The following is a 20,861-nucleotide window of genomic DNA, read 5'->3' on the forward strand; positions in this document are numbered from 1 at the left end:
TGCTGCTTCTCCCTTTCAGTTGTTTAGAACAAACCTTCGACCGACAAGTATCGCTCGCCGGTGTCGTAGCAGAAGGTTAGAACCGTGCTTCCTGCTGGAATCTCTGGCAGCTTCTTGGCGACAGCGGCCAGTGAACCGCCTGATGATGCTCCCAGGAAGATTCCTTCCTCTCTCGCCGCTCTTCTGGCGTATTCGAATGCCTCTTCTTCGGAGACTTGAATCACACCATCGAGCAGGTCTTTGTGGAGGTTGGCAGGGATAAAGCCGGCACCGATTCCTTGGATCTTGTGAGGAGATGGGGCGCCACCTGAGATTACGGGTGACTTTTCGGGCTCGACTGCAAACACCTTCGTGTTGGGGAATCTGTCCTTAAGAACTTGAGCTACGCCGGTGATGTGTCCGCCCGTGCCTACACCTGTGATTACGTAGTCAACGCCTTCTGGAAAGTCCTTTAGGATCTCTTGTGCTGTGGTGCGAACGTGGACGTCGATGTTTGCAGGGTTCTCAAACTGTTGGGGCATGAATGCTCCAGGAATCTCTGCCAGTAGTTCGTTGGCTCTTGCGATCGCACCCTTCATGCCTAGTTCTCTTGGTGTTAATTCGAACTTGGCTCCGTAGGAAGCCATCAGCCTTCGGCGCTCGATGGACATGGACTCTGGCATGACCAGGATGATGGGATAGCCTTTAACTGCTGCAACCATGGCGAGCCCAATGCCGGTGTTACCGGAAGTGGGTTCTACGATGGTTCCGCCTGGTTTCAGCTTGCCAGTTTTCTCTGCATCCTCGATCATGCTGAGGGCGATACGATCCTTGATGCTTCCCCCTGGGTTGCTTCTTTCCAACTTAATGTACACCTCAGAGCCTGGGGCGAAGAGGCGGTTGATCCGCACGTGAGGGGTATTTCCAATCGTTTCTAGAATATTGTTTACTCGCACTGTATAGCTCCGGTGACATGGATTCCCTTCATCGCGTTTTGGCTCCGAAAGGCGACGTTACTTCCATGTATTTCCCAAGAAGGATAGAAGTTTATCATATTTGTCTACTACTAAATGTGAAACTCAACCGAGGAGTCATCGTTCTCTCGTCTAGGTCTTACTTCACTGGATCTTCCTACGTTGGAGAATGGTGGGACGGATCGAACGATCCATGCGTTTCCTCCAACCACCGAGTCGTGACCGATGACTGTGTCTCCGCCGAGAATGGTGGCATTGGCGTACACCACTACATGATCTTCTAAGGTTGGATGCCGTTTTGTATTGGCGCTGGCCTTTTCCACTGAAAGCGCTCCAAGCGTTACACCCTGGTAAATCTTAACGCCGTTTCCGATAGTGGCTGACTCCCCAATGACTACACCTGTGCCGTGATCGATAAAGAAGGATCGCCCGATGGTGGCACCTGGGTGGATATCGATGCCGGTTCTTTCGTGAGAGTGTTCAGTCAGAAGGCGGGGAAGAAGTGGATAGCCCAGCTGATAAAGCTCATGGGCGATCCTATAAATGGCGATCGCATAGAAGCCCGGGTAGGCAATGATTACTTCATCTTCGCTTGAGGCTGCGGGGTCGCCCCGATAAATTGCTCTTGCATCCTGAATAAGAGTTTCGTAAAGTAGAGGGAGTTTGGTTAGGAACTCATCTGCGGAAGCCTTAGGTGGGATGGTGTGAATGTCCGGTAGTGAGGACATGAGGCCTGTGAGTTGGGCTTTGATGAACGATATTTCCGCAGCAACTTCGTCGGTGTCACATCTGAGCGTATCCGAGAAGTGAGGGAAGAGAACTGCCAGCACGGATTTCGCAAAGTCGCGAGCCTTGGAGCGAACTCGACTAGGAAACTGGTGAACAGATCGTTTGGTGATCAGAGTTTGTACGAGTTCTTCCATGATAGTTTGAGTTTGACTGATTTGATTGATCAACTTTGTGAACGATATGTCCGCATCCTTAATTCGTAAACCATTTCCGTCTCGTCACCAGCTAGGTATTAATCATATCGCGTTTAGCGGCGATGGATCGTTAATGGCGACAGCTGATGTGGCCATGGATATTGAAGTGTTCCGCGATGGAACGAAGACGCACACATTTGCCGTAGGGAGTACTCTCGACAAAGTCCGTCCAACCGAGCGTATTCGGGGGATCTCTTTTTCCCCGAGGGGAGATCTCTTGCACGTTGTCGCCGGTGAGAAAGTTTCAACGTTTTCCCTTTCGAACGGAGAAGAGGCCTGGTCTTACGTTGCCCCAAGGTCTTTCGGATTCTTGATTATCTCCCCGATGTGTTTAAGCGTGGCAGCGAACGGAAACCTTGCCGTTGGATTCGACAATGGGACAGTAGGAGTTTGGAGTCCGATCGGAGAGAAGCTTGGCACTTGGCGGGATGTCGATGTTCAGAGGCAACTTGTCTTTCTGCCAGACGGGCAGACACTCATTGGAACGGATAGTTTTGGCGTGAGTGTTTTTGACAGCGTGACTTGCAAGCGCACCAACAGATTTAGACTAGAGGAGAGAGCATTTGGCATGGCCGTAGCTCCCAAGGAGGCCTTCTTTGCCATACGAACTTTGCACGATGTGCTCGTCATGGATCAGGTCAGTGGAAAAGTGCTTATGAAGTCACCCGTCGAGCCTGGATTGCCACTTGTAGCGTTTCACCCGAACAGACAGATGATCGCGGCTTCCAATGCGAGCGGAGCCTATTTTGTGGATTATTCGGGGTCGGTCAGTCAGAGGATTTCGGTGGCGGACGCGGGAGTTTGTAGCATCGCCTTCACGCCTTCTGGGGATGAACTCACGGTTGGTTGTTCGGATCATGTTGTCAGAAGGTACACGGTCGGAGAATGTTAGGGTATAACTACTAACTCACGCGCTCGTAGCTCAGTGGATAGAGCATCAGCTTGCGGAGCTGAGGGTCGGAGGTTCGAGTCCTCTCGAGCGCGCCAAACTTAAGAATAAAGAAAGCAGGGAAGTTTTCCCTGCTTTCTTTATTTGTGATTCGCAGAATCTGTCTGCAACCCAGATCAGAAAACGGGTGTCCATACCCACAAATGCATACATTGATTGCGGATCTATCTAAAGATCTCATCGTCTCGCTATCGGTCCCCGATTTCCGTAACCCAAGTGAGCGGAAACCGCCGTGTCATTCGTTCATTGCTTCTGTCAAAGAGGCTGATGGAAATCGGAGGATAGTGATCAATAAAGATGAGAACGATGAGGTCCGAGTTCCTCTAGGTGAAATGACCGGGCTCATCGAGCTGTCTATCGAGTTCTACTATTTTGATTACACCGTCGAGGACGACATACATGCGGTGGTGTCTTTTAACCAAGACGGTGCATCGCCCGTAGTAGACAACGCTAAAACAGGACCAAGCGAAATCAGGAAGAGATTTATCGCAACGATCTGTGTGTTTGAAATTAATGTGGTTGGTGAAGAAGCCAAAGTTTAGCGTTGCTTAGAAGTTTGCCGTTTTCCGGGATGAAGTCTTGATGGAATTCTGGCCAAAGTTCATGCTATCCAGAAAGGATCGGTACCATTTTGGATCGCTACAGCTACGAGTAACTCGTCTTACATGGTTCTGTAAGAGCTGTTCCGGCATGCGCCAATTGGTGATGGCAAGCTGCGGGATCAGTTAACCTAAGCTGTTTTTCTCAGGTAAGACGAGATCGAGGATTTCTCCAATGCTGCAATGTGCTTCAAGAGCATGCCTCAGTGGGGATTGTCGGTTTACTTGGTAGCGATTTTGTCTCCCCACTTTTTCCCGTGACAGGACTCCCGAGACTTCTAGGTCCGCTACGATGCGTTGAACCGCCCGCTCGGTGATGCCTACCTTTGCGGCGACGTCGCGCATTCTCATCGTTGGATCACCGGCGAGGCAAATCAGCACGTGAGAGTGGTTACTCAGGAAGGTCCAATGGGGCAATTTTTCTGAATGAGTGATATGCGACATGAATTTCGTGTAATAATAGTCGCGTCATGGTTAGCGCGATCTCACCCAATCATAGCCCAGTTGAGGCCAAAGATGTCGTTCTTACGCCAATTACCGTCGCCTACGGCGATGGAATAGGCCCGGAAATTATGCAGGCAACGCTTAAAGTCTTGCGAGAAGCGGGGGCTCGTTTAGCCATAGAACAGATCGAAATTGGGGAGGCTGTATACAAGCGCGGCTTTTCCTCTGGCATCGAACCCGAAGCTTGGGACTCCCTCCGAACGACTAAGGTCTTTCTCAAGGCGCCGATTACTACTCCGCAGGGTGGCGGAGTTAAGAGCTTGAACGTTACGATTCGAAAGTCGCTAGGCCTGTTTTCGAATGTACGACCGTGTGTAGCGTATGCACCGTTTGTGAAGACGAACTTTCCTGCGATGAATCTCGTGGTGGTTCGCGAGAATGAAGAGGATCTCTACGCTGGAATTGAGCACAGACAGACCGACGAGGTGTTTCAGTGTCTGAAGATCGTGAGTCGACCTGGCTGTGAGCGGATCATTCGATACGCTTTTGAATACGCAATTGCAAGCGGACGCCGGAAGGTGACATGCATGACCAAGGACAACATCATGAAGCTCACTGACGGCCTGTTCCATCAGGTTTTCGATGAGATCGGTGCAGAGTATCCGCAGATCGAAAAGCAGCACCGGATCATTGATATCGGAATGGCGTCTGCTGCGAGTAATCCTGAACAGTTTGATGTGATTGTGACTCCTAACCTTTATGGAGACATCCTTAGTGATGTAACGGCAGAGGTAGCTGGTTCGGTCGGCCTTGCGCCAAGTGCCAACATCGGAACCCATTGCTCGATGTTTGAAGCGATTCATGGAAGCGCTCCAGATATTGCTGGCAAGGATATCGCGAATCCGAGTGGACTGTTACTCGCAGCAGTCATGATGCTGGTACATATCGGTCAGGCTGATGTGGCAGAGAAGGTTCATAACGCCTGGCTCAACACCATTGAGGACGGCATTCACACTCAGGACATCTTTACCAAGGGAGTAAGTCGCAGGCTAGTGGGCACATCTGAGTTTGCAGATGAAGTGATTCTCCGTCTTGGCAGCATCCCGACACGATTGAACCCCGTGCAATACTCGACACCCATGGATCTGGAGCGCGCGCTTCAGGTGCCTGTGAGGTCGGCTCCGCTCAAGAAAGAACTCGTCGGAGTAGACGTGTTCGTTCACTGGAATGGAGATGTTGACAGTCTAGCCAATCGAATCCAGACTGCAAAAAGCGCTTCTCTTGAACTCTCCATGATCACCAATCGGGGTGTTAAAGTTTGGCCACACGGTATGCCTGAGACGTTCTGCACTGATCATTGGAGATGTCGATTCATGGCCAAAGAAACGACCAAGCACCAGGAAGTTCTGAGTTTGCTCCAGTCTCTTTTGGAAGCAGGGATTGACTTTATTAAGACGGAAAATCTCTGTACCTTCGACGGAGTTGCTGGTTACTCCCTCGGTCAAGGACAGTGAATTTGAAGGCAGTTCAGATTGATCTGAACTGCCTCCAGTGTAATTATCGAACCTGCTGACCGGTCGCAGGATCTACGACTGGGAGACCGCCCAGTGAGTAGGCGCTTTTGCCCCAGGCGTATCGGTTGACGTCAAATGTCGATGAAGTTGTTCTGAACTTCGCACTTGTATCACCGAACACATAGTTGTTTCCTTTGTCAAATCGGCCCGAGTTGGTGTAACGGAGCGTGAAGTCTGGAACAGTCGATGGATCAGTCGCTTTGTCGCAAGCAAAAACTTTGGCAACTGTTGTGGCCGTAAGTGCTTCGAGAGGTGTTTCAGAAGCCGACGGTAGAGAGCTGCCACTCAGGGTCTTCTGCCCTTTTCCTCCAATTCCGAATGCGGGGCGATAGGATCGGTATTCGCCACCAATGGTCTTTCGCATGCAGTTCTGACTCTCGGTGGCTGGGGCCAAGAGGATCGTGCCAGACACGTCGTCGACTGCGGTTGCGCTTACTACGTTTGCGGTGTCGCTGTCGGCTCGCTTTCTACCAATCAGAGATTGGTTTGCTACGTAGGAGATGCGGCCAACCTGCAGCGTGTAGACCCCGGCAGGATAGCCTTGCTGGGTGCAACCGTTCTGCTGAATGGAAGGGACTCCGAACCCTCGGTTGTTTGTCGACGCATCGTAACAACCTGGTGCCCACCCTCCGATCTTATCCGCTGGACTCACGAAGATCTGTTCGCTCTTCATGTAGGGAAGCACCATCCAGCTCCAGTGAACTTCTTGAACGTCGCTATTGATGCGGTGGTTGCTGGGAGGGAAGAAGTCGTCTGAGTCCGTGAGATACAAGTGCAAGCCAATGCCGACTTGTTTGCAGTTGCTTAGGTCGGCGGACTTCTTTGCTGCAAGTTTGGCCTGAGCGAAGACAGGGAAGAGAATGGCGGCAAGAATCGCGATGATCGCAATGACTACGAGAAGCTCAATGAGGGTGAAGGCTCTTTTCATGAATATTGCTCCAGGTTCGATAACGCTGAAGCCATATTCTTTCGGGCGAATGTTAAATCATCGTTATGAAGCTTAAGCAACTCTAAGGTTTTGTTCAGGAATGGAGTTTTAGGGCTACTTCAATCTTCTGCCAATCAACGATCACGAATCGTTTATTTTCTGCGTCCGATGCGATAAAGAGTCCACAGTTAAATTTGCCAGCAGACTGAGTGACGGCGGCGATTCCGTCTGTGCTGTCGCTGCCGCATTGGAAGATACCGATCTCTCGGTTATTTCCTTGGCGTTCTAGCACGTGAAACTGGCTGTTGTCAGGTCTCTGGTCTGTACAGATCAGATAGCCCGTTCCATCGGGACGCTTCCAGAGAGACATCCCCTCTCGATCTCCTTGAAAGCCGTTTATATTTAGCGTAGCGAGCTCCTTGTCGCAGTCAATGGCGTCGGGATCGGCCTTGTACTTGCGTGTACAGGCGATTTCGTCGTTGTAGTAGACATAACCCAATTCACTGTCTACACATATGGCAACGACACCCTTCTTGCCGCTGAACTTTCCGAAGCGACGTACGAACTGAGTGTCGATCTTTTCGGTTTTGGAATTGTACTGAAGCTCGTATTGCTCTAAATAGCCTTCGGAGAGGCCCTGTTTGGGACTAACGATTGCAAAGACCTTTCCGTCGGATCGCCGATATAGCCCGACACCCGTCGGTTCACCATAGCCACCTTGACCGGACATGGCTACCGCTGTATTTCCAGTCATATCCCGGAGAAGTCCAGTCTTTTTATTGATTCCAAAGATTCGCAGCCGGCCAGCTTTGCTCTCCGCAACCACGGCAATCGGTAGAGTCCCCTTACGAAATTGTGGCTCAACGGCAATATCATGAGGTCGGTTGAGTCCAGTTAGTCGCTGTAGGATTTTTCCTTCCAGACTGAAGACAACGACGGCTCCTTCGGGGGCTACATGTTTGTCAGTTCCATAGATGCGCAGCTGGGCGGAGTCCACTGGGTTCACCCATACGGCAACGTCATCTACTACGTGGTTGACAGGCTGGGTGGCATGTGTGATAGGAACGTTCACTGCCTTGGTTTGAAGATAGAGGCTCAGGAGGGCGATCGCAATCATTTTCGTTTGTTCAACATACCCAGCTACGGTTTTGCGTAGGATTAAGAGAGCCAAATATCCAAAAAGACCTTGCCAGGGGTACCCCCCTTGGGTATATTGTGATTGTGTCCAAGATAAGTCGTGTGAATTTAGATAAGGTGGGAGCTTTTGCAAGTGCGGTTTGTGCTGTGCATTGTCTCCTTACTGGCGCGGCTATTGGGCTGTTGTCTGTGCTGGGACTCGGTTTCCTGGGTTCACCTGGTGCAGAAGCCGCTTTCATTGTCGTTACTGTGACAGTCGGAACCATTGCCGTTGTTCATGGTCGTAGAAAGCATCACTCTATTATTCCGGCGCTGATCTTTGTCACCGGCTTAGTGTGTTGGCTCATAAGCCACTTCGTGTTCGGCGACGGCGACAAGCAACCTCTACAGCATGCACATGGTCCATTTGGGACGCTGTTTTCAGTGCTTGGTGGTATCTGTCTCGTTCTGTTTCATGCGGTCAATCTGCGGATGCAACACAAGTGTGACTGCTGCCACTGTCAGACTGGGCAGTAACAAAAAAGCTCCCGGTGCATTCTGCACGGGAGCTTTTGATTTTTAGAACCCTGTCTCTTAGGCAAGTGCCATGGGCATGATTACACAGATATAGCCTGTCTCATCATCCGCTGGCCTGAAGATAGCTGGCCTTGAAGACTCAGTCATCTCGATTCGCACGCCTAGACCATCGATTGGCCCAAGTGCGTCTTGAACATACTTACCGTTGAAGGCGATTTCAACGTCGCCATTGTTATCGACCATCGGGACTTCTTCCTTGGCTTCACCTTTCTCTTCCGAACGGGCAGAGATGAGGATTTGGCCATCCATTCCCTTGAATCGAACGCGGTTTGCGTTATCCCGAGCCAGGATCATGGTTCGGCGCACTTTCTCTAGAAGCTGGTCTGATTCGACGCTCCATGATCGGGTGCTTTCCGATGGGACCACTCTTTCCCAGTTGGGATAAGTTCCTGCAAGAAGTTGGGAAACTACCTTAGCGCCGTTTGCTTCAACACCCAGCCGTCCGTTGCCAAAGAGGATCTGAACCTCTTGGTCTTCGGGGATTGGAAGGGATTTGATGGACTTGAGTGCCTTTTCTGGCACCACGGCGTTGATGGAAGTTCCGATACCTGCTTGATCAAGCTTGCGCACTGCCAGCCGGTGAGTGTCTGTGGCTACGAGGGTCAGCGTTTGACCATTGTAAGTGAACAGAACGCCGGTTAGGACTTGGCGGTGTGTGTCGGTTGAGACTGCATAGGCTACAGAATCGACGGCATTTTTCAGCACGCCCATTTTGAGCTTCAGTTCACCGTCTCCGCCAAACTCAGGAGGCTCAGGGAAGTCTGCTGCATCTAAGGAAAGCATTCGGTATTCCGAAGCCCCTTGTACAAGCAGTACACCTTGGCCGTCGAGGGTGCGAATCTGAATATCTCCGTCGGGGAGTTGGGATACAAGGTCGTGCAAGAGTTTTGCTTGCAAGCAGATAGAACCGGTTTCCGAGACCATGCAAGGAACGGTTCGCTCCACCCACATTTCTCCATCGCAACCAAGAACCCGAATTCCGCCCTCGCGGGTTTCGATCTTCAGGTTCTGGAGGATGCTCACTGATGTACGTGCGCTACTCGCGGCATGTGCGGCAGTGACTGCCTCAAAAAACTCCTTACGGGGAACGTCAAGCTTCATAGGTCAAATGTGTTTAGCCCTGGATAGGCAGGTGGTATTGCAGGTGTGCAGGTTCTGGAGAGCGAGGTTGCACGTTGGCACCTCTTGCGTACAGCTTCATCAGTATGCGCTGGTACGACTCTTCCGTAAAATTGGGTTCCGGAGATTTTCTGAGTGAGTCCACAGTCTTCCTTAACGTGGACATTTCGTGGCTGAGTGATGGGTCGTTGAATGCAGCGAGTTCCATTTCATCTTCCAACTCGGTTGGCAGATCATGGCCTGCATAAAGGTCGACTAACTTTTTATATAGTTCGTTACTCAAGACGTCCTCTCTATTGCGCTTCCTAGCTTATCTCGTAGGGCGCGTCTGCCTCGATAGAGTCGCGATTTCAATGCTGGAACGCTAATCTTCAAGATTTCCGCAGCCTCTCTTGCCGCCATATCCTCCAAATCACAGAGGACGAGCGGCTCACGGTACTCAACGGGGAGTTCGGCGAGAGCTTGCTGTACGGTGACCCGCAAGGCAGCTTTCTCTTCTGCTCCCGAATACTGAGCGTCCGGCGGTAGCTCCATGAGCTTGTGTTGCCGGAGTTTGTCGATACAGAGGTTCCGTGCGATACGGAACAACCATGTCCGAAAGGCACCGTCGGCACGCAGTTCGGCTGATCGCCGAAGAACCCGCAAGAACGTCTCTGCGGTCGCGTCTTCCGCATCCGTGCGGTTGCCAAGCATACGAAAAGTGTATCGGAAGATTCGCTCTCCGTACAATTCGTAGATCCCACCGAGGGCGTTGGGGTCGCCCTCAGAGAGTGCGATGAGCCAGCGTCTTTCGGCCAGTGAATCTTGTAGTGCGTCATTCGGCATAGTGAAGGACGAGCGCAACATCCAGAATGATGCGCGGGTTGCTAGTTTAACACCGACATGGCTATTTTTGCTGGGTTCCTTCCGATTCAGAGGCAGAAGTTGACCCAAACAAGGCAGCAAAGCGCCGATAGGGATGGACTGATGAATGCCTCCCCAGTCGGGGAGGCTCATTGGGGCTAGCCGCTACGTGAAGCGAGTTCAATCAGCTTCAAATCGGGAGCAGTGGAGTTACTTGCTCCCTCGACTCCATTGAACAAGACAAGGTAGATCTTGCCTGACTCAAGAGTCAGTGACTTCTCAACGTAGACTTGCTCTGCGCCATTTCTGCGGGCCTGGAATGTCTGTACGCCGCTATCGACATCAATTGACTTAAAAGAACCGTACGCGATATCTGTGATAGAGAACTGAGGGTTATCGCCTGGGTTCCGGAAGTCAATGTCTGGTGTTTCAAAGCCAGTGGACCTGAGGAATGTGTGGCAGACGATTAGACGTGCCTTATTTGCATTCGGCTTGTGCCGATCGTAATCCACCTGCATGACTCGGAGTCTTTTGAGTGGCTCCGTACCGAAGTTCTGGAGGCCGATGCCGATAATCGCGTAGTCATGATCGGTGCTGAGTGTTTGAGATTCAGACCACTGATCCACAGTCGACCCCGGTGTGCGTACAGCCACATCGTAGTCTTTGACGGAGACTGAGATCAAGCTAGGATTCGCTGCAGCGTAGGGAACGTTGCTCGCTTTCACCTCGTCCGTTAGGACGAAGTCGAGTCCGGTTGAGTCCGGGGAACTATTGACAAAGCGGACCGTAGGGTCGGGTAGTGAAGAGGATGACCCGCCGCCACCGCAACCGACGAGCGAGCAGACAAGCCCGAGAACTCCTAATGTCCTTTTTAGAAATGTTTTCATGATCTCAACCCAATGATGTTGCCGAGGACGCCGTCTTGGCGACACCAAACACAGCCCATACGCCTTCAAGTGCTTCATAGCACAGCGGACAGCCTGCCAAACCGGAAGACGCAACCTCTTCCGATGTTGTCCCACAGTTAGGACAGATGTTGCGGAGTCTTCGTGTCCTCTGGAAGGAGGACACGAACCGCGAGAGTCCTGGCATTCGTGTGTTTCGATCCGTGCAGACAGAGCACTGCCAACCAGATACTCCGTCGCGAATGATCGTCACGAAACCGGTTCTACCGCACTCCGCACAATTTTTTCTCAAAAAGCGGCACCCGAAGACTGAGTGTGTGCTTTGAAGCGGGAAATGAGATCCTTTGTGACCGCGCCAGGTTTTCCAGTGCCAATGGGCTTGGTATCCAGGGAGATCATAGGGATAACCTCTGCCGCTGTTCCGGTCAAGAACGCTTCTTCTGAGGTGAACACATCGTAGAGCGTTAGGAAAGTCTCTTCCACGGTGTATCCAGCTTCACGAGCCAGTTCGATGACAGTATCTCGCGTGATGCCTTGGAGAATTCCGCATGATGGGTGCGGGGTGCGAATCGTCTTGCCCGTGATCAGGAAAATGTTGTCTCCTGTGCACTCAGCAATTTGCCCGGCAGCGTTGAGCATAAGGCCTTCTCCTGCACCCGCGCGGTTGGCTTCCGCCTTTGCCATGATGTTTGATGCATAGCGACCGATGCACTTTACACGAGGGTCCAACGCGTCTGCGGAGATGACTCTGATAGAGCTCGTAACCACATCAAGCCCAGTTTCGTACGCTTCGTCTGGGTAGAGAGCCAGTGTAGAAACCATGATCATCACGTTAGGCGTTCTGTCGATGTTCTTCGGATCGAGTCCGAGGCCAGTTCCACGTGTGACGTTGAGGCGAATGTAACCGTTCTCGATCTGTGCTTGCTTGCAGACATCAAGAACGAGTGCTCTCAACTCGTTGATTGGAATGTGCATCTCGAATCCGAGAAATGCCATTCCGTGGTAAAGGCGCTTGAGGTGCTCATCAAGTTTGAAGACCTTGCTGCTGTAGATACGAATGCCCTCAAAGAGGCCATCGCCGTACAGGTGAGCGTGATCTGCAACACTCGTGGTTGCAGTTTCGAGGGGCATAACTTGACCATTGAGCCAGACCAACTTCGGCATGGCTGAAATATTACTCGTTTATGGAACAAACTTCTGGAAAGCGATGTCTGGAATTTGGGTCAAATGAGCCATAATTAGGACTAATTTGGAGCCTAGGTCTCCGTCTCGAATGAAGAAGATATTCTTTGGGCTAGTCGCTATGCCCGCCAGCGTTGCTGCAGGGTTTTGCGTTTTCGTCATTAGGCAAGAGCCAACTATCAAACCGAATACCTATGTAGGAACGATCGCGTTAGGTGGTCTTACAAAGGAAGAAGCTGCAAAGCGGCTACGCGTTTGGTGGGAATCAGAGAGAATTCTTCCGCTCAAAGTTCAAATCCCAGCCATAAAGAAAGACTTGCCCGAAGAGACACCTGGCAAATTTGGCGTTACGTTGGACGATCAAGCTACCGTTGCGAAGCTCCCTTTGCTTGAAATAAAGGACAAGCTGGGCTCGGCTGTCGGAAATCCCCCGACGGATCGATTTGAAGGCAAACCGGTCTATAAAGTAATGCCTGTAGACTGGAAACCTCTTTCGCTTACTGTCAAAACTCTAGGTGGAACACCACAACCCGCAAAAGTTGCATTTCAAGCGGGCAACATCATTAAGAAGCCAGAGGTAACGACTTATGAGTTGGAAACATCATCCATTCAGTCCGCTGTTGTAGCCGCTCTTGAATCAGATCACATTGTTAAGCTTCCAGTAAAGATTGCTCCCAAGCGTATTTCAGACGAACAGCTTGCGAATATAAAGGAAGTTGTCAGCGAATTTACGACTCGGTTTCCTGCACATCAAACGAGTAGAAACGCCAACATTAAGTTAGCAAGCAGTCGGATTAATGGATTGATCTTGCTCCCTGGTGAGAAGTTCAGTTTTAACGGGACTGTTGGCCGTCGAACATTAGAACAGGGTTTTAAACTTGCAGGCGTGTACAAGAACGGCAAGCACGATACGGGAATTGGCGGTGGGATATGCCAGGTAAGCACCACGCTTTACAATGCCGCACTCTTTGCCAACTTGAAGGTTAATAGGCGAACGAACCATTCGATGCCTGTTGCCTATGTGCCGGTTGGTCGGGACGCAACAGTTGACTATGGTTCACTAGATCTTAGCTTTGAGAATAACAGTCCATCTGCTATCGCGATCTGTTCTCAGTATCAGCCAGGGAAATTGACTTTTCGAGTGCTCGGAAAGAAGGAGCCGGGCCTTTCGGTCAAAATCGCGCAAGGTAAAGAAACTTCTTGGGATAAGGGAACGCGGACGATCGTAGACCGTGCGCTCAAGCCTGGCGCAAAAAAGGTTGTCGAGAAAGGCTCCCGTGGCCATAAAGTAAACACCTTCCGATACGTGTACAAGAACGGTGTCCTGATCCGCAAAGAATCCCTGGGAACGAGCTTCTACAATGGCGGTGAGAGGATTATTGCTGTAGGACCTGGTGGAGCCTCGCCAGCACCGTCCACACCTTCACCCAATAGAACAGTGGGGACGCGTCCTGCTGGCATTCCTAGTAGTCACTAAGTCGAACTAGCTGGAATTGGCTTCCAGCTACGACTACTTTCCCGACAGTCTCCGGCTTGATGAGGGGAAAGAGAGTATAAGTCTCTTGCACCGGGAAGATCGCATAGTTCGCTCCGGTGCTATGGATGAACTCTTTGCGATCCTCACTAGACATCACGGTATGAACTGACTGAAAGGGCGTGCTGAGGAAGAAGCGGTACATTTCAGCGCAACGTTGTCCGTAGTTTGGTGTCTCGCTCCAGTGCCCTGCATAGGTGTAGGCACCCGTGAATCCGGTCACGATTGGTGCAACATCTGGCAAAGCGGGGGCTTGAAATTCATCTGGAACGGCCTGACCGTGGTCATCCATCAAGGGGAGTCCTGCGCCCGGGAGTGCAAGCACAACCTTCTTGTCATGGTCTTTGTTCAGGTATGCAAGAATCTGTTGTACATCTGGACTCAGGTAGACGCTATGGCGAGTTGTGCTGGCTACGTTATTCCGGATATAGGTGGTCTCTCGAGCTAACCATCGGAACGATGTTGAACTGAGTAGAAGTATCACCAGAGTAGTTGCAAGGTTTCGAGCACTCCGCTCGCGTCGCTCCAAATAGCTGGACACTGCAAAGGCGGTGAGGATAGCCCAAGGAATGCTCATTCCCATCGAGAGTTTTCTTTGGAAGAGGCCAGGGAAATAGATCGCTACGACGCCGAGAACTGCCCAACTGGTGATCAGGTTCCAGGCTGGTTCTTCATCGCTCATTAAGTAGACCGAAACGAGTGCCAATAAGAAGATCAATCCCCAGACAGGAGCCGATAGCAAGTATCCCGATTCGTATTTTGTCGACGCGCCAGTCAGTGCGATGAGGATGATTCCAAACAAGCCTAGCCCAGCTTTACGGAGCCTGAAGTTCTTGACGTCTTGCTTGGCGCGCACATAAAGCCCATTTAGTCCGAGCGCTAACATTGGGAGGTACCCGAACAGCACTTGAACAAAGTTGGGTGAGAAAGTCGGTGTAGCTGCACGGGCCTGGAACACTGGGTCTGAGCGGAACACATGGGCGAACCAGAGCGCAGGTATGACAGCTCCTGCGGCGATCACAAGCGCTCGGATAACCCATGGGACGGTAGCTGTCCTGCGGTGAATGCAAGCTAAGAGAAATCCGATCAAGACAAAGGCGATGAGAAGAACATCGTAACTGTGGATGTTCATCAGGATTCCAAAAGCCAAAGCACTCAGCCCGACAGGTTTCCACCCTTCCTGAGCCCGAAGGACGCCTAAGAACACCCATGTAATCAGGCAAAGGCTCACCATAAACAGGCTGTTCGTGAGGAGGGAAGGGAAGACAAACCCTTCTGGTTGCCACACGTCGGTCGGCAACTTGCCAAGCATGAGCGTCGAGAAAATGTCTGGATACGGCCGTTTGAACGTGTCGCCGTAGTTATGCCACACAAGGAATCCTGTGCCGCCACCCAACACAACGAGCGCGAGCGCCAGTTTGTTGGCATATGTGTCCATCTTCAACTTCCGGATAAAACGGAAAGCCAGAACGATGAAGAGGTACCCAAACGCTATGCGAGCCAATCCGGTTGCAAATGGTATGCCAACTCCCTTTGCTATCCAGCCTAACAAAAGGAAGTAAACGTGGATCGTAAGGCCCGGCTGCGAGTCCGTGGTGAATCGATTGTCGAAGAGGAAATGACCATCCATGGCCTGCCGCATCCAAGCGGCATAGACCATATGGTCATCCGTGTTTGTCTGGTAACCAATATAAACGTTCCCCGGTGGGCCCGCCAAAAAGGCGTAAATGGCTGGTAGCAGCGCGGCAAAGCACGCTGCTAGAGCCAGGCAAATGACAAATTTCCGTTCCGGGTAAGAACGCTCGTTTCCTGGTTGTGAACTCAATGATTACTTGGGGATTGGTCGGCCCATCTGCTTATAGATAGATTCGATCATGTGGGAATTCGTGTAGGCTTCGTGATTCTTTGGATCGACTTTTAGAACCTCACGGTAAAGACGAAGTGCCTGAACATACTTCACTTTTCGATCAAGGGTTGAGGAGTACATTGAAGCTGTAGCGAGTCGATTGGTCGCCGCGATGTAGGCCTGTTTGGTCTTGCTATCCTTTGGCTTCTTTGCAAAGTTCGCTTTGGCTGTCTTATAACCGGCGGAGAACTGGGAAAGCTGTTTCTTATCCTCTGCTGGTGAGAGGCCGCCAGACTGTGCGAATGCGCTGCTGATGGCAGTTACGGCCAAGAGAATGGCTAACAGAGATCGTCTCATAGCATCCAGATTACTCCGATTCAATGTTTTGTTCCTGCTTTGCGCTTGGAAGAACCGTAGTTGTCGCAAACTTTTTCAAGTTTGATTGCATACTCCGTGGCCATCTTGGCAGGAAGTTTGCGTTCGGCAAGAGCTTGCTCAATCTCGGCTAACACCAGTGCATCTTCATCCGCTAACTTGCGATTGCGTTCTAGAATGCTGGCATCTCTTGAAACACGAACGTCGCGTCTAAGTTGTGCCTCTTTCGCTCGATACAGGTACTTCAATGCTCCTTTGGAGGCGCGTGCTCGCTTGTAAGTGTCGGCAACCGCATCAAGAAGTTCTCGCGATCCTCTCTGGGGTGGGCGGATCTCTTCGGGAAGCCCAAATCTCTTACCCAGGGTGTAGCACATAACGCAAAAGAGGAAGATCAGTTGATACCAAGCAGCTTCTGCCCACCGACCAATTGTCCGCAGAAGACCATTCTCTGTTGCGCCTCCAAGGCCCCCTTCCAGAAAAACGATACGGGTTCCTCGTTTGGCAACAACTGGCAGTGATTCCACGAGTACGGTTGCATTATCAAATTTGTCGATGTACCGATTTGTGAACTGGTTTCCAGAAGAAAACTGCAGGACAGAACCCTTGCCAAAGTTGATTAACTTCGCATACGCGATACCGTTGGAGAGTTCCCAAACTGGGACACCATCACTGTTGTCGTCAAGGTCCAGACCGTCCTCCGTTTTCAGAGGGCCTGAAATAGACAGCTGACGCGTTCCCAGTCGACCCACTTGGATTGCTTCTGTCGCCGTTGTCCGTGGGAGTAAATCGAATGTTTTGTCAATTGGAACATTGATAATCGAACCACCGCTTTCAACCATTTTTCGGACGTTCTCAAGGAATGTGTCCTGTCCCGTTGCTTCGGTGTCAAAGAGGACCGCCGGTTTCGAAAACACGATGCCGACCTCATTTTTTTCGAGAGTAGGATTGAGTGAATGATCGACGGTTACTTCATACCCTTCTGCTTTTAGAAGTGAAAACAGAGCCGCAACGCCGCTGGGTGCGTAAGAATCGACGCTGGGTTTAATTTCTGAATCAGCTTGGCCCAAAGAGAGGGTTAGAGCCGCAATAGCTAGTAGACCTACTAACACAATCGCGACCCTCATGAGAGGGATCTTCATGCAGCCCTCCTGGCAATGGTGTCAGTAATCTCCGTGTAATAGCGCCTAAAGGCGTCAAGATCCTCTTTGCCACGGACTCGGTGCCCGTACCAAACTTGGTCAAATAGCTGAGTAGCGGGCAAGAAATTCAGTCCGTCAGGCAGTTTGGGGCTTTGTTGGATTCGGGCCAAATGTTCCCAGTTAGTTTGGCCGCGATCAAATCGAGCAACTCCCCCCTCATCAAACCTGAGCAGGCAGGCTAGAAAGAGACAGCGAACCGCTTCTCGAAACCTGCCTTGGGATTCCAGCAGGTCAGCTTGCTGAAGCCACTCATCAAGTGTTCGCTCCGGCTCATCATCCTCTAGGAGTGCCTTAGCTTTGCGTTTGAGGGAAGCACGCCATGCGACATGTTTGAACACAAACCATGCGAACACGGCTACACCCAGCGCAAGAAGGGTCCACATAAGATAAGTGACACCGCTCGCTAGTCCGGAAAGGTTTGGAGCGTTGACTGGCTTACGTTCTGGAAGGTCTAGTTTGATATTTCGCAGACGCTCAAGTGCTCGTCCGAGCCAGTTGCTGCTTTCACCGCCTCTTTCGTGATAAAGGGGAGATGATTTGATCTGCTTTATGGTTTTTGCAGACCCTGATGCAGCTGGGATCTCTTCCACTTGAGCGTACGAGTTGACCTTCTTTTTTAAACGAGCAATGGCTTCGTGCTTTTGCTTTTGGTCTAGGTCCGGGTCCGCTAGCTGGGAAATCTCATCTGAAAGTCTTCCTGCATACTTGGGAAGCTCCGCGGTCATGAGGATGATTTCAGCGTTGCTGTCATTGGCCTTCGAAAGCTCCTTGTCGAGCTCACTCATGGGGCCGGCAATCGCGGACCCAAAGACCAACGCCAGAAAGCTAAAGCTGAAAGCGATTCGTGCGATGATCTTTACCGATGTCGGCAGCAAGTGCTTCGATGTCATAGCCTTCCAAACGGATGCGTCGCTCATAGTAGATGATGGTAATGGTAACGGCCCACACGGGGATGATAGTCCAGAGGACGAGGAAACTGGGGATTAGGTCAAACATCGCGAGGAGAACACCCTGGAAAGGGACTCCAGCCAAGATCGATTTCAGGTGACCTTCTATGTCAAATGCCCCGAACACAATGAGGAGCCCAAGGCCTTCTGCGAGCGCTGCAAACCCCATTACGATATACACGGACCACACGGTTGAGGTGCCAGACGGATGGAATTTGTAGGATTTGAGAAGTTCCTTACTGCGTTTTGCGGCTGCCTTGGAGCCCACCCGCTCGATGACGCAAACTGCTGGTGATAGTGCATGTACTGAAATCACCCACAGAAAGATGAGCCCTCCGACAACAAGCCCTAAGATTCCGATGACGCTGACAATGGCGGCGGTTGCATCTGTTTCCGCGGTTTTTGTCGTCAGAAACCCGCCAAGCATCATAAAGCCAAGCGAAACACCTACGCCAGACAGAGCCAGGAGCACCTCCCGGAAGGTCAGCATCAGCATCCGGCCCATGGTAGAGCGGGCAGTCTCCATTGCTCTGGAGGCGTCTACTGTGTTACCGACCATGAAGTCTGACACGAGCTGTACCACGAGAGCGCTGGTATAGGCGGTCCCCATGAGGAACAGTGGCCCACCTATGAATAGACCTATGAGCAACGCTACAAGAGTCTCTCCTAACTGGGCGTTGACGTTGTTTGCGTTTTGAGTGGTTGTAAGCGCAGGAACTAGGTATTGCTCTACAAATGCAACTGAAGCAAGACACAGCAGTGTGGGTGTAATTGTCAGTTTTAGGAACGTGCTGCCCATCAGCCGGTAGGCCCTAAGTGCCGTGTCAAGCACCTCACTTGAAGTCATCAGGCGCAGGCGTGTTCGCTGTCCCAGCTTGGAACCGCGTGTTGATAGATACCGAGCGACAGGATCAGACGTCACTCTCAGTAGTGTATCCGGCAATTACCGGAATGGTAGGACTGTCGGAATACGATTCTTCAAACTAGCTAAACTGTAACCATGATAACAGCACTTGCATTGGTTGGCTTGGTCCCATCTTTCGAGACACCGAGGATTGAGCAATTTGTTCAGACGTCGTTTACGGACGCGACCTTTGTTGCTCGAAAAGTACGAGCGGATCAGAGAGAACTTCTCAAAATCAACAAAGACTTTGGGCAGTCGTATCGATTTGACACGATCACCATTCGCGTGAAGGAGCCTTTTAAGCTCCGACTTGAGGCTCAGGTGGAAGATACAAAGGCGTTGTACGTTGTAAATGGAACCACTCAGTTCTTTAAGGTTCCACGTCTCGGCGTCAAGAAGAAAGAAGATCTTAGCCGAGCTCCGGGTAGAAGACAAACGCTTCTTGACTTTGGAATATTGACTCCCTCGCTGTTCCGCAGTCTTTTCGAAGCCAAGTTCGTGCGAACGGACCGTGCAACAGGTGACGCTGTTTTCGACATCACTTTCCCAGCCAAACTCGACGACACCACTCGTTTCAGAGTGTGGATCGACCCTGTAAAGAAGATCGTTAGAAAGCGCGAGTGGTACCGGCAGAATGGTGAGCAAGCGGCAACGTTCTACTATGAGAATCCGAAACTTCAGAACGGTGTTTGGATGCCGACCAGACTTACCGTGAAAAATGTGGACGACAAAGTGGCTGGAGTTACGCGTTACGACAGCATTGAAGTCAACACTGGTCTTTCAGAGGACATCTTCGTCACAGGTGGCTAGCCAAAATATTTGGTGAGTGAATCACTTAGAGCTTGAGCGGTGAAGCTCACCAATGGGATGCCCGACTCGTACTTCATGCGAGTCGGGCCAATGAGGGCGATGACGCCGGCTTCCGTGTTGCCGACGTAGAAACTCCTTCTAATGACCGAGAACTGGCGCATTTCTTCCTGCTTGTTCTCCCGACCAATCGTCACGTGCTTCGCTTGTTCGGAGCCTGTCACGGCTTCGTACAGGACGTCGGTGTCAGTCAATTGGGAAATTAAGTCATTGAATGCGGAAGCATCTCGGCGAAATTCTGGTTGGCCGAACATGAACTCTTCACCTTCCGTTATGACGACGCCTCGGGTGAGTTCTTGGCTGATTGTCCGGATTGAGGTCCAAAGCGTGGTCAGTAGTTTGTCAATTGCGACGTTTCCGGCGGTTGGAGCTTTTGATTTATTGAGTGACCTAAGAGATTTGTTTACCACCGCAGTGGCCAGCAGCTCATTTGCCCGTCCAACATCTTCCAGAGTAAGCCCAGGTGGGCATTCGATCATTCGGTTTTCGACGTGACCATTGGAGAGCACTAGAACCAGAAGCGCCTGCGCGGGGCCTAAAGCACTTACAACTGCGGTTTTAATTGCAAGGCCACTGTCTCGCACAGTTGTTGCAACACTTAGAAGGTGTGTAAGACGGCTCAGAACCTTTGCAGTATCTCGGAGCAGAACCTGAAGTGCATCACCTTCATCGGATGTGCCTAGCACCTTTTGCTTATCTTCCTCGTTGAGCAGGTGCTCGACAATGAGACGATCCACGTAATAGCGGTATCCAAGGTCGCTGGGGATTCTGCCGGCAGATGTGTGCGGCTGTTCGAGGTAACCCATCTCGGAGAGCTCTGCCATTGCGTTGCGAACGGTGGCGGATTTCACTCCTAGTTGATACTTCTGAACTATCTGTTCCGAAGCAACCGGTTCAGCACCGGTCACGTACTCGACTACTACGGCTTGAAGAATGGTCTGTTTGCGTGCGTCGAGTTCGGACATCTGCACTTATATCATTGCATGAGTTTGATGAG

The 20,861-nt window shown here is 51.2% G+C and carries 22 protein-coding genes and 1 tRNA gene; 7 read left to right on the forward strand and 16 right to left on the reverse strand.

Annotated features, from left to right (window positions below; all coding sequences use genetic code 11):
• Window positions 1-23: 23 nt before the first annotated feature.
• Both cysK and epsC read right to left on the reverse strand, forming a co-directional pair.
• Window positions 24-935 (reverse strand): cysteine synthase A, encoded by a 912-nt coding sequence (gene cysK / locus ACZ51B_RS20035; protein ID WP_464295118.1) that lies wholly within the window; start codon window positions 933-935, stop codon window positions 24-26.
• A gap of 110 nt (window positions 936-1,045) precedes the next feature.
• Complete coding sequence (epsC, locus tag ACZ51B_RS20040) at window positions 1,046-1,876, reverse strand: serine O-acetyltransferase EpsC (protein WP_464295119.1); 831 nt, start codon at window positions 1,874-1,876, stop codon at window positions 1,046-1,048.
• 397 nt (window positions 1,877-2,273) lie between these two features.
• Between epsC and ACZ51B_RS20045 the strand changes: the two genes are divergently transcribed.
• The 3 genes from ACZ51B_RS20045 to ACZ51B_RS20055 all read left to right on the forward strand — a co-directional run bounded on the left by ACZ51B_RS20045 (window position 2,274) and on the right by ACZ51B_RS20055 (window position 3,427).
• A complete protein-coding gene (locus ACZ51B_RS20045) occupies window positions 2,274-2,828 on the forward strand; it encodes a WD40 repeat domain-containing protein (protein WP_464295120.1) in 555 nt (184 codons plus the stop codon).
• A 19-nt stretch (window positions 2,829-2,847) separates the two neighbouring features.
• Window positions 2,848-2,923, forward strand: a tRNA-Arg gene (locus tag ACZ51B_RS20050).
• A gap of 105 nt (window positions 2,924-3,028) precedes the next feature.
• Window positions 3,029-3,427 carry a hypothetical protein gene (locus ACZ51B_RS20055; protein WP_464295121.1) on the forward strand — a complete coding sequence of 133 codons (399 nt, stop codon included), beginning with the start codon at window positions 3,029-3,031 and terminating at the stop codon, window positions 3,425-3,427.
• A 183-nt stretch (window positions 3,428-3,610) separates the two neighbouring features.
• Here the strand turns inward: ACZ51B_RS20055 and ACZ51B_RS20060 are convergent, their stop codons facing one another.
• On the reverse strand, window positions 3,611-3,928 hold the full coding sequence (locus tag ACZ51B_RS20060; protein WP_464295122.1) for a helix-turn-helix transcriptional regulator: 318 nt from the start codon (window positions 3,926-3,928) through the stop codon (window positions 3,611-3,613).
• A 26-nt stretch (window positions 3,929-3,954) separates the two neighbouring features.
• Here ACZ51B_RS20060 and ACZ51B_RS20065 point away from each other — a divergent pair, with 26 nt between their 5' ends.
• On the forward strand, window positions 3,955-5,442 hold the full coding sequence (locus tag ACZ51B_RS20065) for an NADP-dependent isocitrate dehydrogenase (protein WP_464295123.1): 1,488 nt from the start codon (window positions 3,955-3,957) through the stop codon (window positions 5,440-5,442).
• 43 nt (window positions 5,443-5,485) lie between these two features.
• Here ACZ51B_RS20065 and ACZ51B_RS20070 read toward each other — a convergent pair whose 3' ends face one another.
• On the reverse strand, window positions 5,486-6,430 hold the full coding sequence (locus ACZ51B_RS20070) for a prepilin-type N-terminal cleavage/methylation domain-containing protein (protein ID WP_464295124.1): 945 nt from the start codon (window positions 6,428-6,430) through the stop codon (window positions 5,486-5,488).
• A gap of 94 nt (window positions 6,431-6,524) precedes the next feature.
• Complete coding sequence (locus ACZ51B_RS20075; RefSeq protein WP_464295125.1) at window positions 6,525-7,547, reverse strand: phytase; 1,023 nt, start codon at window positions 7,545-7,547, stop codon at window positions 6,525-6,527.
• Between the two features lie 122 nt (window positions 7,548-7,669).
• Here ACZ51B_RS20075 and ACZ51B_RS20080 point away from each other — a divergent pair, with 122 nt between their 5' ends.
• Complete coding sequence (locus ACZ51B_RS20080; RefSeq protein WP_464295126.1) at window positions 7,670-8,083, forward strand: MerC domain-containing protein; 414 nt, start codon at window positions 7,670-7,672, stop codon at window positions 8,081-8,083.
• 57 nt (window positions 8,084-8,140) lie between these two features.
• Here the strand turns inward: ACZ51B_RS20080 and dnaN are convergent, their stop codons facing one another.
• The 5 genes from dnaN to ilvE all read right to left on the reverse strand — a co-directional run bounded on the left by dnaN (window position 8,141) and on the right by ilvE (window position 12,174).
• Window positions 8,141-9,244 carry a DNA polymerase III subunit beta gene (dnaN, locus tag ACZ51B_RS20085; protein WP_464295127.1) on the reverse strand — a complete coding sequence of 368 codons (1,104 nt, stop codon included), beginning with the start codon at window positions 9,242-9,244 and terminating at the stop codon, window positions 8,141-8,143.
• Between the two features lie 13 nt (window positions 9,245-9,257).
• A complete protein-coding gene (locus tag ACZ51B_RS20090) occupies window positions 9,258-9,545 on the reverse strand; it encodes a hypothetical protein (RefSeq protein ID WP_464295128.1) in 288 nt (95 codons plus the stop codon).
• Window positions 9,542-10,258, reverse strand: coding sequence for an RNA polymerase sigma factor (locus ACZ51B_RS20095; RefSeq protein ID WP_464295129.1), 717 nt, complete (start codon window positions 10,256-10,258; stop codon window positions 9,542-9,544). Before ACZ51B_RS20095 ends, ACZ51B_RS20090 begins: the two co-directional genes overlap by 4 nt.
• Before the next feature lie 5 nt (window positions 10,259-10,263).
• On the reverse strand, window positions 10,264-10,992 hold the full coding sequence (locus ACZ51B_RS20100) for a DUF4397 domain-containing protein (RefSeq protein ID WP_464295130.1): 729 nt from the start codon (window positions 10,990-10,992) through the stop codon (window positions 10,264-10,266).
• Window positions 10,993-11,298: 306 nt separating this feature from the next.
• Window positions 11,299-12,174, reverse strand: coding sequence for a branched-chain-amino-acid transaminase (gene ilvE, locus ACZ51B_RS20105; protein WP_464295131.1), 876 nt, complete (start codon window positions 12,172-12,174; stop codon window positions 11,299-11,301).
• Between the two features lie 109 nt (window positions 12,175-12,283).
• Between ilvE and ACZ51B_RS20110 the strand changes: the two genes are divergently transcribed.
• Window positions 12,284-13,669, forward strand: coding sequence for a VanW family protein (locus tag ACZ51B_RS20110; protein ID WP_464295132.1), 1,386 nt, complete (start codon window positions 12,284-12,286; stop codon window positions 13,667-13,669).
• On the opposite strand, the gene ACZ51B_RS20115 is transcribed toward ACZ51B_RS20110, so the two are convergent.
• The 5 genes from ACZ51B_RS20115 to ACZ51B_RS20135 all read right to left on the reverse strand — a co-directional run bounded on the left by ACZ51B_RS20115 (window position 13,656) and on the right by ACZ51B_RS20135 (window position 18,940).
• Entirely contained in the window at window positions 13,656-15,386 is a 1,731-nt protein-coding gene (locus ACZ51B_RS20115; protein ID WP_464295133.1) for a hypothetical protein, read from the reverse strand. The two genes, ACZ51B_RS20110 and ACZ51B_RS20115, sit on opposite strands and share 14 nt — an antisense overlap.
• 168 nt (window positions 15,387-15,554) lie before the next feature.
• Window positions 15,555-15,929: a hypothetical protein gene (locus ACZ51B_RS20120; protein ID WP_464295134.1), complete on the reverse strand. Its 375-nt coding sequence runs from the start codon at window positions 15,927-15,929 to the stop codon at window positions 15,555-15,557.
• A 20-nt stretch (window positions 15,930-15,949) separates the two neighbouring features.
• Complete coding sequence (locus ACZ51B_RS20125) at window positions 15,950-17,086, reverse strand: DUF4350 domain-containing protein (protein WP_464295135.1); 1,137 nt, start codon at window positions 17,084-17,086, stop codon at window positions 15,950-15,952.
• Window positions 17,083-18,036 carry a DUF4129 domain-containing protein gene (locus ACZ51B_RS20130; RefSeq protein WP_464295136.1) on the reverse strand — a complete coding sequence of 318 codons (954 nt, stop codon included), beginning with the start codon at window positions 18,034-18,036 and terminating at the stop codon, window positions 17,083-17,085. Before ACZ51B_RS20130 ends, ACZ51B_RS20125 begins: the two co-directional genes overlap by 4 nt.
• On the reverse strand, window positions 17,972-18,940 hold the full coding sequence (locus ACZ51B_RS20135; protein WP_464295137.1) for a hypothetical protein: 969 nt from the start codon (window positions 18,938-18,940) through the stop codon (window positions 17,972-17,974). Before ACZ51B_RS20135 ends, ACZ51B_RS20130 begins: the two co-directional genes overlap by 65 nt.
• Before the next feature lie 153 nt (window positions 18,941-19,093).
• Here ACZ51B_RS20135 and ACZ51B_RS20140 point away from each other — a divergent pair, with 153 nt between their 5' ends.
• A complete protein-coding gene (locus ACZ51B_RS20140) occupies window positions 19,094-19,807 on the forward strand; it encodes an outer membrane lipoprotein-sorting protein (protein WP_464295138.1) in 714 nt (237 codons plus the stop codon).
• Here ACZ51B_RS20140 and hrcA read toward each other — a convergent pair.
• The gene (gene hrcA / locus ACZ51B_RS20145; RefSeq protein WP_464295139.1) at window positions 19,804-20,829 is read right to left on the reverse strand and encodes a heat-inducible transcriptional repressor HrcA; all 1,026 of its coding nucleotides are present in this window, start codon (window positions 20,827-20,829) and stop codon (window positions 19,804-19,806) included. The genes ACZ51B_RS20140 and hrcA overlap by 4 nt on opposite strands.
• Window positions 20,830-20,861: the final 32 nt, after the last annotated feature.

The organism is Fimbriimonas sp. LA-C6 (assembly GCF_055398105.1).